Origin of the sequence: Prosthecobacter sp., from assembly GCF_049294395.1 — a bacterium.
GTDB lineage: Bacteria > Verrucomicrobiota > Verrucomicrobiia > Verrucomicrobiales > Verrucomicrobiaceae > Prosthecobacter.
On sequence record NZ_JBAQCR010000172.1, the window covers coordinates 1 to 10,932 of the forward strand.

Sequence of the window (10,932 nt, forward strand, 5' to 3'; positions counted from 1 at the left end):
GAGGGTGAAGGTGGGGCTGGTGACGGCGGCCTGGGAGTTCATGCCGGCGACGATGCCGCGGGTGATCTGCGTTTTGCCTGCACCGAGGGTGCCGCAGAGGGCGATGACATCGCCTGCGGCGAGGGTGGGCGCAAGCTGTGTGCCCCAGGCATGGGCGTCGTCGGCGGTCTGCAGGGTGATCATGCGTCAGCACTGAGCGCGAAGTGGTCCCAGCCGGTGCTTTCGAAGTCGGGGGGGCGGCCTTCGCCAGGGAGGACGAGTTTGCCGATGATGGTGAGGGGGAGCTTGGGGAAGGCGAGGCGCCATTTCTGCAGCAGGGACTTCACGCTGCGGGGATTGACGGCGAGTAGGAGTTCGTAGTCTTCGCCATCGCCCCAGGCTTGATCGAAGGTGCAACCGGGGTTGCAGGGAAGAGAGGCGACGTTCACTTGATAGTGCGTGCCGCTGGCGAGGGCGAGACGGGGGAGGTCTTTGGCGAGGCCGTCGCTGATGTCCATCATGGCGTGCGGATGGGCGTTTTCAGAGAGCCAGCGGCCTTCTTCGAGGCGGGGCTGGAATTTGAGATGCTTGCCGGTGATGGAGCCGCCGAGGCGGCCGGTGACGAGGATGACATCGCCGGCCTTGCCTTCGCTGCGGGAGAGCCAGCGTTTGGAAGGGACGGTGCCGCTCATGGAGATGGACAACATGAGCACGAGGCCACGCGAGGTTTCGCCGCCGACGATGTTGATGCCGTACTCCTTGGCGATGGCGCGCATGCCGCGATAGATCTCGGTGAGGAATTCGACCTGCATGCTGGGCGGAGCCACGAGGGTGATCATGGCGTGACGCGGTGTGCCGCCCATGGCGGCGAAGTCGCTGACGACGCGGGCGATGGCCTTGCGCCCGATGAGCTTGGGTGGGGTTTCGAGCGTGAAATGGACGTCCTGCACAAGGGCGTCGGTTTTGAGGAGGGTGTGTTCGTCCTTGGTGCTGCGCACCACGGCGCAGTCATCACCTGCCCCGGCGATGACATCGCTGTCGAGCTTCACTCCGCGCATGAGTTTGCGGATGAGATTGTCTTCTCCGATGTCGGCTAGGGTGGGCATCAGCGGAGAATGACGAATGACGAATTTCCGAATGACGAAATAATGACGAAGGCCGAATGAGGAAGGCAGACGGAATGCCTTGGGCTGATCGTTGGGACGGGACTCATTCGGTTTTCAATCGTCATGGCTACTGCTTAACGACCACATTGGTGCCGTCAAAATGAAGGAGGCGGTTTTTGAGGCCGCGAATGGCCTGCTTGTGGATGTAAACCTCGGTGCCGCCGATTTGATGGCGGTGCTCGGTGGGGGCCTGCGCGCCGCTGATCCAGGTGAGCTGGCACCATTCCTGGCCGCTGAGGTCTCCCTGGCTGCAGCGCACATAGTCGAGATGCAGCACATCCCCCGGGTGGCCGATGCTCTCAATGTTGTGCTTGGACTCCAAGAACTCGGCGAAGGCCTGCGAGTAGATCAGGCCGGAGCGGAGGCGATGGAGGACCATGGACATGATTTTAAAGCGACAAAGCGCGGGACGGGGTGACCGTTCCGCGCTTTGTGGGAAGACGAGTTCGTCAGGAAGCGGGGAATCAGCCGAGGGCGGCGGTGTAGTTGGCAGCGACAGCGCTCCAGTTCACGGCGTTCCACCAAGCGGCGAGATAGTCAGGGCGCTTGTTCTGATACTTGAGGTAGTAGGCGTGCTCCCAGACGTCGCAGCCGAGGATCGGGGTGCCGCTGCCGTCCATGAGGGGGTTGTCCTGATTCGGGGTGGAGGTGATGGCGAGCTTGCCTTCCTTCACGACGAGCCAAGCCCAGCCGGAGCCGAAGCGGGTGACGCCAGCCTTGACGAAGGCTTCCTTGAAAGCATCGAAGCTGCCGAAGGTGGAGGTGATGGCTTCACCGAGAGCACCGGTCGGAGCGCCACCGGCGTTCGGGCCCATGATGTTCCAGAAGAGAGTGTGGTTGAAGTGACCGCCGCCGTTGTTGCGGATGGGGGCCTGGATGTCTGCAGGCACCTTGGAGATGTTTTTGCAGAGGTCTTCGATGGACAGCGCTTCGAGGTCGGCCTTGCCGGCAAGGGCGTTGTTCAGATTGGTGACGTAAGCGTTGTGATGCTTGCCGTGATGGATCTCCATCGTCAGCTGGTCGATGGTGGGCTCAAGCGCGTTGGTGGGATACGGCAGGGGGGGGAGGGTGTGGGCCATGGTAGGGTGGGTGGGGTTGATGGTTCCCGGGTAAGTATCGCGAATCTTCACCGGAGCAAGTGGGAGAATACCCCATGATGGACGAAAAAGACGCGGCGGCGGTGGCGTTCGTATAGCACCCTACAACCATGAAACGTGCCCTGCTCCTCCGCCTTGCTCTTGGCCTGATTTTGACATCCGTCCTGCCTTCCTGCGGGTTTGCGTTTCGGTCTGCGTGGAAAAAGGCGCCGGTCACTTCAGGAGTGGAGGGCAAATGGGAGGGCACCTGGCTCAGTGAGGCCACCGGGCACACCGGCACCCTGCGCTGCGTGGTCGGAAAACCTACACGTAGTGGTATAGTGATAGGTGCGGCTGGCGAAGATGTCGGATCGGTCCCTGCTGACCGCATTTTCTTCTACCACGCCACTTGGAAGAAAATTCTCAGCGGCAGCTATAAGGCCGTACACATTGTGAAGAAGCAGAAAGACGGCACTTACACTTTCAAAGGCGAACACAAGATGCCCAACTGGGCTGGCGGCCTGTACCAGTATGAGGGGACCGTCAAGGGGGATGAGTTCAAGGCCTGCTACCAATGTTCCATGGACAAAGGCACGTACACTTTGAAACGCGTGCGCTGAGCAACCAAGCGGCCAGACGCGGGGTTCCATCCACGTCACTTGCGTGACATTCCCCCATGAAGTGGTTCCACAGCTTTCGCGCCAAGCTCAGGGAAGAGTGTGACGATGAGGGAGGTCTTGTTGCGCAGGAACAAGGCTACTTTTCCTGTCTTGGCGGGGGCTGAAAGCGTATGAATGAAGGAGGGCGAAGAATGGACCTGATGGACTGAATGGACAAAATGGACCACTCTTTGGGTGCCTCTCTTCGTCACTTGTTATTACCAACGCATGTCCAACGCCCGCCAGAAACCTGATCTCATTGCCAAGCTGCGTGATGTGCCGCATGTGCCGGGGGTGTACATCATGCGGGACCGGATCAATAATGTGATCTATGTGGGCAAGGCGCGGGATCTGCGCAAACGGCTGGCGAATTACTTCACGCCAGCGCGGTCGAAACTGGCGGACCGCAAGACGCGGGCGCTGATCGCGAGCATCTGGGATTTTGACCTGCATGAGGTGCGCAATGAAACGGAGGCGCTGGTGCTGGAGGGCAAGCTGATCAAGGAATTCCGCCCGCGCTACAACGTGAGCTTTCGGGACGACAAGCGCTACTTTCTGGTGCGCGTGCATATGGGCGATGCGATGCCACGGCTTTCCACCACGCGGCTGAGGAAGGAGGACGGGGCGCGCTACTTTGGCCCCTTCCCGCATGGGATGGCGCTGCGCACGACGCTGAACTGGCTGAACAAGAAATTTGGCCTGCGGGTGTGCCGCCCGCTGAAGCCCGGCGAAGCGGACTACAAGCACTGCTCCAACGACATCATCAAGAACTGCTCAGCGCCCTGCATCCTGCGAATCTCGCTGGAGGATTACAAGAAGCGCGTGGAGCAGGCCTGCGAGTTTCTGGATGGGAAGTCGAAGGATCTGGTGACGGCGCTGGAGGAGGAGATGCTGCATGCGGCGGCACGGATGGACTTTGAAAAGGCGGCTGAGCTGCGGGACATGGTGGAGGACTTTAAAAAGACGCTGATCCCCACGCGGACCTTTGAGCGCGGGGCGCGGGCGCGAGTCATTCGGAGCATCAACCCGATGGCGGATGTGCAGGAGCTGAAGGAACTGCTGCACCTGGAAAAGGCGCCGCTGGTGATGGAGTGCTTTGACATTGCGAACATCGGCACGGCGCACTGCGTGGCGAGCATGGTGCGCTTTAAAAACGGGGTGCCGGACAATTCGAACTACCGGCGGTACCGGATCAAATCGGTGACGGGGCAGAATGATTTCATCAGCATGGCGGAGGTGATCCGCCGACGCTTTTCGCGCATCCTGCTGGAGGGCCGAAAGGTGGCGGCGGATGTGGCGGAGTTTTCACAAGAAGAGCCCGCTGAGGCACTGGAGCGAGTGGCGGCAACGAACACGAAATTTGTGACGCTGCCGGATCTGGTGATCGTGGATGGTGGCAAAGGGCAGCTGGGGGTGGCGGTGGCGGAGCTTCAAAAACTGGGACTGCATACGCTGCCAATCATTGGTCTGGCGAAGGAGCATGAGGAGGTGTACCGGCCGGGAGAAAGTAATCCGGTGATCATTCCGCATGAACGTGGAGCTTTGAAGCTGCTACAGCGGATTCGTGATGAGGCGCACCGGTGGGCGAACGGCTACCATCAACTGCTGCTGGGAAAACGTGTGGCGGAGAGTGTGCTGGATGACTGCCCGGGGATCAGCAAGACGCGCAAGGCGGCGCTGCTGAAGGCGTTTGGCTCGGTGACGCGACTGCGGAAGGCGACGGTGGAGGAGATGGCGGAGGTGCCGGGGATCAGCAAGGTGCTGGCGCAGGGGGTGAAGGAGTTTTTGGAGAGTCGGTGATTGAGGGGGGGGAGAACTGGAGTATGGGCGCTGTAAAGCGTGCGGCGGGACGTAATGAGGACGCTGCTGGTGGGCTTGGGGTTGGGCGGATTCTTGGGTTTGCTTTCCCGGCCGGATGGCGGGTACCAGGGTAGCCTCGCCAAGGCTCGGCAACCCTTCGCTATGTTACGAAGCCCCTTTGGGGCTGATGTGTGGCGGAGCGCCTTGGTGGAGGTGTGTAAAATGGGATTTTGAGTGGCCATGGAACTGCGGCATGCGTGATTCCAAAATGCGGCCCATCTTGTTTCTCGCGGGATGGGGGATTTGTGGTATATGGGCGCTCATGCACATCCTCGAACAATTGGGGCTCGCGCTGGGTCTGGCTTCGCTGGCGGGGCTGAATCTTTACCTGACGGTGTTTCTCACGGGAATGCTGGTGAGGTTTGATGCGCTGCATCTGGCGGCGAAATATCAATCACTGGAAGTACTGGGGCATGAATGGGTGCTGATTGCGGCAGGAGTGCTGTATGCGATTGAGTTTGTGGCGGACAAGGTGCCGTGGCTGGATTCGCTGTGGGACAGTGTGCATACACTGATCAGGCCCGTGGGTGGAACGATCCTGGCGATGCAGGCACTGGGCGACATGCCGCCGCATATGGAGGTGATCGGCGCGCTGCTGGCGGGTGGTGCGGCGCTGACGACGCACAGCGCGAAGGCAGGTGCGCGGCTGCTGGCGAATCATTCGCCGGAGCCGGTTTCGAATGTGGTACTGAGCATCGCCGAAGACATCACGGTGGTGGCGGGGACGCTCATCATGGTGATGAAGCCGGTGCTGGCGCTGTGTGTTTTTACCGCGGTGATCATCGTGCTGTGGCTGGTGCTGCCGCGGATGTTTCGTGTGGTCCGGCGTTCGTTTGAGATTGTGCGGGAGAAGTGGCGGGCGGTGATTGGGCGTGAGGAGCGAAGCGTGGTCGTGTGCGCTAGATAAGGTGGATGGTTCGTGATCTACGACGGTAGGCAACGTGGATCCGATCATCGCGGCCGCTCGTTACGGAACCGCGTTGCGGTTCGTTCTTGAGAAGCAATGGATGCTGCGTGGAACCCAGGGAAGCACTCGCTAAAGCTCGGCATCCCTGGGCTGAAATACGGAAGGCCGTTGGCCTTCAAGACAGGAGTTCACATAGCGCTGTCGCAGCTAGCGATGTGCGCGAGCGTGAATACGAAGTGGGATGCCAGACCGTGCTCAGGAGTCGTTTAAACTGGCGGAGCGGAAGGATCGAGGGCGAAACTCAATCATTCGAACTCTTCGCCGGGATCGTCGAGGGCGTGGGCTTTGAGGTCTTCGAGGTCGACCCATTCGAGGGCGGATTCGTGGGTGGCGGAGAGGGAGACGGGCGGAGCGCAGCCGGCATCGAGGGCTTCTTTCCAGCGGGTGACGCAGAGGCACCAGCGATCGCCGGGCTTGAGGCCGGGGAAGTCCCACTGGGGAGCGGGGGTGGAGAGGTCGTTGCCACTGAGATAGGAGAAATTGAGGAACTCCTCGGTGGCCTCAATGCAGACGGTGTGCAGGCCGACGTCTCCGGGACCGGTGCGGCAGTAGCCATCGCGGTAGAACCCGGTCATGGGTTTGCGGCAGCAGCAGGTGAGTGGTTTGAGAAGGACGTTGGTACGCATGGGGGGATTATGAATGCGGCATGATGACAGTGCCAGAGGCTTGCAATGCGAAGACCAGAGAATTGACCACGGAATACACTGAATACACGAAATTGAACCAGACTCTGGCTTCCGTGAATTCAGTGTATTTCGTGGTTGATCCAATCTGACGAATGTCACTCGGAGGTTAATTAATGTTGTTTCCAAGAAGGGCCGCTGGGTTCAGCGGCGGAGAGCTCGGTGATCTTAGAAAGTTCCTTGGCCGTTTCATTGTCCTTCATGGTCACGCCTTCTGCTGCGCATTTGATTTCAAAGGCTTCTCCTTTGTTGGTCTGGATCGTGTTGCCACTGATCTCGGTTTCCAGTGGTGGGAGAGTGGCTTTTTTGTCGCCGCTCATGCCGATGAGGATGTTGTGTTGGCAGTTGATGAAGATGTTGCCGGTGACTTTGGCGCGTTTGACTTGGAAGTAGCCGTTGGGGACGGAGTCGGGGATGCCGAGCATGATGCAGAGGGCGCTGCGTTCGTTGTCGCCGGTGAGGTTTTCGAAGCGGTTGGCGGTGATGGTGTGGTCCTCGCCAATGATGCGGACGCCGCCGGCGCCTTTGGCTCCGTCGCCGATGAAGGTGTTGTTTTCAACGGTGCAGGCATTGCCGTGGCGGAGGGTGAGGGTGCCGGAGACGCCTTTGAAGGTGTTGTGGCGGTAAAGGTTGCCGCAGGATTTGTTGGAGATGCACTCGGCTTCGCCATCGCATTTCTCGAAGAGGTTGTGCTCGACGATGCAGGAGGCGGTTTGCATGGAGGTCTTGCTGTCGCCAAGGCGGATGGTTTCGCCGCCGTTCTTGCCGAGCTTCTGGCGGGGTCCGAAGTGATTGTGGTCGATCTGGTGTTTGCCCTGGTCTTTGGATTCGTTGGAGAGCCAGACGACCATGGTGGTGCCCTGGGTGGTCTTGCCGGCGATGTAGCAGTGGTCCACGCGATTGCGTGCGCCATAGATGGAGACGAACTGGGAGGAGGCTGTGGAGGTGAGCTGGGTGTCGTTGGTGACGGCGCAGTTGGTGATGCGGGAGTCGGAGGCGAGTTGCTTGGAATCTTTGCGCAGTTCGATGACCTGCTCGGCGCTGGGGTTTTGAAACCAGAGGCCGTCGACGATGATGTGAGAGCCACCGACGGAGATGCGTGAGGTGCCGGTGAAGATGACTTTGCCGGGGGTTTGGGCTTTGATGGTGACGGGTTTTGCTTCGGTGCCTTCGGCGTGGAATTTGAGCTGGGCATCGGCCCAGGTGCCGTCGTTGAGGATCAGGGTGTCGCCTGCGTTGATTGTTTGAGCGGCGGCGGCGAATGCGGCGGCATCTGCGATGGGGATGTCTTTGGCCAGAGCGGGAATGGCGAGGGCTAAGGCGAAGAAGGTGAGGCGCATGGGTGCATAGGAGACGGCGGGCGCTTGACGGCAAGGTTGTTTTCCGGCACACTTGCAACATGACTTCACTGCCTGAGTCCAAAGCGCGCACGAAGCTCCGCCAGTTGATGGTGGAGACGGCGGATTCGCATGAGCCGATTCAGATCACCGGTCGCAGTGGCAATGCGGTGCTGATCTCTGAGGACGACTGGCGCAGCATTCAAGAGACTTTGCATCTGCTGGCCATTCCAGGCATGCGTGAGTCAATCCGCAAAGGGATGCGCGAGCCGCTGTCGAAAGCCTCCAAAACTCCTGGCTGGTGAACTGGACGGTCGTCTATACCAAGCAGGCGCAAAAGGATGCGAAGAAGATCGCCTCCTCGAATTTGAAATCGCAAACGAAAAAGCTGCTGGAGGTTCTGGCGAAGAACCCGTTTCAAACGCCACCGCCTTACGAGAAGCTGGTGGGAGATTTGGACGGTGCCTATTCAAGGCGAATCAACATCCAGCACCGCCTCGTCTATCAAGTGTATGAGGCCGAGCATGCCGTGAAGGTGCTGCGTATGTGGACTCATTATGAGTGACCGGTGAGCGGCATCTAAGAGAACGGTTGCCGGTGGCACGTCAGCAAGGCACAATCGGCTCTATGAAACCCAACCTTGTGTGGTTTGACATTCCGGCGGTCGATCTTGACCGTGTGATTCGTTTTTATTCGGCGGTGCTGGGCCGGGAGATCAAAGAAGAAAACTTTGGTGGCGTGCCCACCGCGATGCTGCCGACGGCGGATGGTGGTCAGCAGGGGTGCGTGGTGGTGGTGAAGGATTTCAAGCCTTCGGCGGATGGCATTATGATTTACTTTGATGTGAATGGGCGGCTGAAGGAGGCGGTGGCTGCGGTGAAGGCGAATGGGGGGACGGTGCAGCAGGATGTGCACTCGATTGGGGAATATGGATTCCGTGCGGAGGTGCTGGATTCGGAGGGGAACTGCATTGCACTGCATGCGGAGACGGAGGGGTGAGCACAGGCACCGGCATTTTTCAGCGCCAGGCAGCATCATTCCCCTTGCTCCACATTCTTCTCAAAGGTTAAACCTTGATGATGAACTCGGAAAACGTTGAAATCTCATATGACATTGATGAGTTGCTCAAGGCGGAGCAATTCTTGCTGGGCGTTCACAATGTTCTACCTGATTTGGATGACGACGGCTTTGCTGATCTCACTCATGAGGAGAAAGTCCTCTCCAACCTTGCTGAGTACCAAGTCTTGTGTGGCGGAGGCTTCTCCACATTGGTCCAAAATATGTATTTCGGATTGTTGGAGGGCACCCTTCAAGCTGCGAAGGAGATTGAAGCCAGCCTGCTCTTCGAAGGCCTGACAGAACTATGGAATATCTTGGAAGAACATGGATTCCCTCGAAATGCCGAAGGTTGTTATGATATGTCCACTGAGGACGTGGATATGGAACTGCTTGATGAAGACTTGAATGATTTGAACGGAAAGTATTTTTCAGATGAACCAAGCCTCTGGAGAGATCCGGAATACCACGAGAAAGCCAAGGCCTATGTTCTGGCTAACATTGAAGTTTTCAGAAAGCGGAAGAAAAAATGAACGAGGGCCACAACTTCGAAGCTGAACTCACAACGACACGCCGCGCTTCCAGGGGAGGAAGTCGTCCTGTCCGAGGGACACGGCTTTGGGGGTGTATTCGCCGCTGGCGGTGGCGATGACGAGTTCGAGCATGTCTTCGCCCATTTGTTCGACGGTTTTTTGGCCGGAGATGATGGGGCCGGTGTCGAAGTCGATGAGGTCGGGCATGCGGCGGGCGAGATCGGAGTTGGTGGAAATTTTGAGGGTGGGGCAGACGGGATTGCCGGTGGGGGTGCCGAGGCCGGTGGTGAAGAGCATCATGTTGCAACCGCCGCCGGCGAGGGCGGTGGTGCTTTCGACGTCGTTGCCTGGGGTGCAGTAGAGGGTGAGGCCGCCGTGCTGGCGGATGGGCTCGGCGTAGTCGAGGACATCGACGATGGGGCTGGTGCCGCCTTTTTTGGCTGCGCCGGCGGATTTGATGCCGTCGGTGACGAGGCCGTCGCGAATGTTGCCGGGGCTGGGGTTGGCATCGAAGCCGGAGCCGCAGGCCTGGGCGGTGGCTTCGTAGGCGCGCATGAGGCCAACGAATTTATCGGCGAGGGCGGCGGTGACGCAGCGGTCGCTGAGGCTTTGCTCGACGCCGCAGAGTTCGGGGAATTCGCTGAGGACGGGTGCGCCGCCGAGAGCGGCGAGGAGATCGGCGGTGTGGCCGATGGCGGGATTGGCGGAGATGCCGGAGAAGCCATCGCTGCCACCGCATTCGACGGCCATGATGAGATTGCTGAGGGAGCAGGGCTCGCGGGTTTGTTCGTTCGCGGTGGCGAGGTGGAGGAAGGTGTCGCGGATGGCGTTGGCCATCATGTCGCGCTCGGATTTGCTCTTCTGCTGTTCGTAGATGAGGAGGGGTTTTTCCAATTTGGGATAGAGAGCGGCCATCTCGCTTTCGAGGAGGCTGACCTGGGCGTGCTGGCAGCCGAGGCTGAGGATGGTGGCGCCGGCGACGTTGGAGCTGTGGATGTAACCGGCGAGGAGGCGGCAGAGGGCCTGGGCATCCTGGCGGGTGCCGCCGCAGCCGAGGCCGTGCTCGAGGAACTTGACGCCGTCGATATTTTTGAAGACGCGTGCGGCGGTGGCGGAGGTTTCGGCTTCGAGGGTGGCGGCTTCGATTTGATCGCGTGAGGCACCGGAGCGATGGAGATCGACGAGGCGCTGGGCGAAGCGCTCGTAGGGGGAGGTTTTGCCGTAGCCGAGGCTGCGAGTGAGGGCCTCGCGCATGAAGGCGAGGTTGCGGTTTTCACAGAAGACGAGGGGGATGACGAGCCAGTAGTTGGCGGTGCCGGCGGGGCCGACGGAGCGCTTGAAGCCGTTGAAGGTGCGGGTCTTCCATTTGGAGACATCGGGGGGCGTCCAGGTGTAGTCGCTCTGCTTGCCGCTGAAGGCGGAAGTGGCGTGGACGACATTGTGAGTGTGAATCAGTGCTCCGGTGGCGATGGGCTGGGTGGCCTTGCCGACGGTGACGCCGTACATGGTGACGATGTCGCCCACGGCGAAGTCATGGGCGGCGAATTTCTGCTTGGCGGGGATCTTTTCGCGGAGGGTCCAGGAGCGGCCGTTCAAGGAGAGGGCTGTGCCGGCGG

At 59.7% G+C, this 10,932-nt stretch carries 14 protein-coding genes; 7 read left to right on the forward strand and 7 right to left on the reverse strand.

Annotated features, from left to right (window positions below; all coding sequences use genetic code 11):
- The 4 genes from WAW39_RS11700 to WAW39_RS11715 form a co-directional block, all read right to left on the reverse strand.
- Positions 1 to 183, reverse strand: a 183-nt coding sequence (locus WAW39_RS11700) for a tRNA (adenosine(37)-N6)-threonylcarbamoyltransferase complex ATPase subunit type 1 TsaE (protein WP_422318965.1), incomplete at its 3' end; no start/stop codon positions are given.
- The gene (locus tag WAW39_RS11705) at positions 180 to 1,085 is read right to left on the reverse strand and encodes a thiamine-phosphate kinase (RefSeq protein WP_422318967.1); all 906 of its coding nucleotides are present in this window, start codon (positions 1,083 to 1,085) and stop codon (positions 180 to 182) included. The genes WAW39_RS11705 and WAW39_RS11700, both read right to left, overlap by 4 nt.
- A 127-nt stretch (positions 1,086 to 1,212) precedes the next feature.
- Entirely contained in the window at positions 1,213 to 1,530 is a 318-nt protein-coding gene (locus tag WAW39_RS11710) for a hypothetical protein (RefSeq protein WP_422318969.1), read from the reverse strand.
- Positions 1,531 to 1,609: 79 nt separating this feature from the next.
- Entirely contained in the window at positions 1,610 to 2,224 is a 615-nt protein-coding gene (locus tag WAW39_RS11715; protein ID WP_422318971.1) for a superoxide dismutase, read from the reverse strand.
- 128 nt (positions 2,225 to 2,352) lie between these two features.
- Between WAW39_RS11715 and WAW39_RS11720 the strand changes: the two genes are divergently transcribed.
- The 3 genes from WAW39_RS11720 (at position 2,353) to WAW39_RS11730 (ending at position 5,647) form a co-directional block, all read left to right on the forward strand.
- Entirely contained in the window at positions 2,353 to 2,841 is a 489-nt protein-coding gene (locus WAW39_RS11720) for a hypothetical protein (RefSeq protein WP_422318973.1), read from the forward strand.
- Positions 2,842 to 3,108: 267 nt separating this feature from the next.
- Positions 3,109 to 4,680, forward strand: coding sequence for an excinuclease ABC subunit UvrC (locus WAW39_RS11725; protein WP_422318975.1), 1,572 nt, complete (start codon positions 3,109 to 3,111; stop codon positions 4,678 to 4,680).
- A gap of 322 nt (positions 4,681 to 5,002) precedes the next feature.
- Complete coding sequence (locus tag WAW39_RS11730) at positions 5,003 to 5,647, forward strand: DUF4126 domain-containing protein (RefSeq protein WP_422318977.1); 645 nt, start codon at positions 5,003 to 5,005, stop codon at positions 5,645 to 5,647.
- A 305-nt stretch (positions 5,648 to 5,952) separates the two neighbouring features.
- Here the strand turns inward: WAW39_RS11730 and WAW39_RS11735 are convergent, their stop codons facing one another.
- Complete coding sequence (locus tag WAW39_RS11735) at positions 5,953 to 6,333, reverse strand: DUF2237 family protein (protein ID WP_422318979.1); 381 nt, start codon at positions 6,331 to 6,333, stop codon at positions 5,953 to 5,955.
- Positions 6,334 to 6,503: 170 nt separating this feature from the next.
- Entirely contained in the window at positions 6,504 to 7,730 is a 1,227-nt protein-coding gene (locus WAW39_RS11740) for a polysaccharide lyase 6 family protein (protein WP_422318981.1), read from the reverse strand.
- Positions 7,731 to 7,789: 59 nt separating this feature from the next.
- Here WAW39_RS11740 and WAW39_RS11745 point away from each other — a divergent pair, with 59 nt between their 5' ends.
- From WAW39_RS11745 to WAW39_RS11760, 4 genes are all read left to right on the forward strand, one after another.
- Positions 7,790 to 8,032 carry a type II toxin-antitoxin system Phd/YefM family antitoxin gene (locus WAW39_RS11745; protein WP_422318983.1) on the forward strand — a complete coding sequence of 81 codons (243 nt, stop codon included), beginning with the start codon at positions 7,790 to 7,792 and terminating at the stop codon, positions 8,030 to 8,032.
- Positions 8,029 to 8,292 carry a Txe/YoeB family addiction module toxin gene (locus WAW39_RS11750; RefSeq protein WP_422318985.1) on the forward strand — a complete coding sequence of 88 codons (264 nt, stop codon included), beginning with the start codon at positions 8,029 to 8,031 and terminating at the stop codon, positions 8,290 to 8,292. The genes WAW39_RS11745 and WAW39_RS11750 overlap by 4 nt, the downstream gene beginning before the upstream one ends.
- A gap of 62 nt (positions 8,293 to 8,354) precedes the next feature.
- Positions 8,355 to 8,726 carry a VOC family protein gene (locus tag WAW39_RS11755; protein ID WP_422318986.1) on the forward strand — a complete coding sequence of 124 codons (372 nt, stop codon included), beginning with the start codon at positions 8,355 to 8,357 and terminating at the stop codon, positions 8,724 to 8,726.
- Positions 8,727 to 8,806: 80 nt separating this feature from the next.
- A complete protein-coding gene (locus tag WAW39_RS11760) occupies positions 8,807 to 9,316 on the forward strand; it encodes a hypothetical protein (protein WP_422318988.1) in 510 nt (169 codons plus the stop codon).
- 27 nt (positions 9,317 to 9,343) lie between these two features.
- On the opposite strand, the gene WAW39_RS11765 is transcribed toward WAW39_RS11760, so the two are convergent.
- A partial coding sequence (locus WAW39_RS11765) for a UxaA family hydrolase (RefSeq protein WP_422318990.1) occupies positions 9,344 to 10,932 on the reverse strand: 1,589 nt, incomplete at its 5' end.

What these genes read in the sequence shown, in the direction of transcription:
- WAW39_RS11730 (WP_422318977.1), top strand. Translation starts at nt 5,003, where the DNA reads ATGCACATCCTCGAACAATTGGGGCTCGCGCTGGGTCTGGCTTCGCTG.
- WAW39_RS11755 (WP_422318986.1), top strand. Translation starts at nt 8,355, where the DNA reads ATGAAACCCAACCTTGTGTGGTTTGACATTCCGGCGGTCGATCTTGAC.
- WAW39_RS11705 (WP_422318967.1), bottom strand. Translation starts at nt 1,085, where the DNA reads ATGCCCACCCTAGCCGACATCGGAGAAGACAATCTCATCCGCAAACTC.
- WAW39_RS11735 (WP_422318979.1), bottom strand. Translation starts at nt 6,333, where the DNA reads ATGCGTACCAACGTCCTTCTCAAACCACTCACCTGCTGCTGCCGCAAA.
- WAW39_RS11745 (WP_422318983.1), top strand. Translation starts at nt 7,790, where the DNA reads ATGACTTCACTGCCTGAGTCCAAAGCGCGCACGAAGCTCCGCCAGTTG.
- WAW39_RS11720 (WP_422318973.1), top strand. Translation starts at nt 2,353, where the DNA reads ATGAAACGTGCCCTGCTCCTCCGCCTTGCTCTTGGCCTGATTTTGACA.
- WAW39_RS11715 (WP_422318971.1), bottom strand. Translation starts at nt 2,224, where the DNA reads ATGGCCCACACCCTCCCCCCCCTGCCGTATCCCACCAACGCGCTTGAG.
- WAW39_RS11740 (WP_422318981.1), bottom strand. Translation starts at nt 7,730, where the DNA reads ATGCGCCTCACCTTCTTCGCCTTAGCCCTCGCCATTCCCGCTCTGGCC.
- WAW39_RS11725 (WP_422318975.1), top strand. Translation starts at nt 3,109, where the DNA reads ATGTCCAACGCCCGCCAGAAACCTGATCTCATTGCCAAGCTGCGTGAT.
- WAW39_RS11710 (WP_422318969.1), bottom strand. Translation starts at nt 1,530, where the DNA reads ATGTCCATGGTCCTCCATCGCCTCCGCTCCGGCCTGATCTACTCGCAG.
- WAW39_RS11760 (WP_422318988.1), top strand. Translation starts at nt 8,807, where the DNA reads ATGAACTCGGAAAACGTTGAAATCTCATATGACATTGATGAGTTGCTC.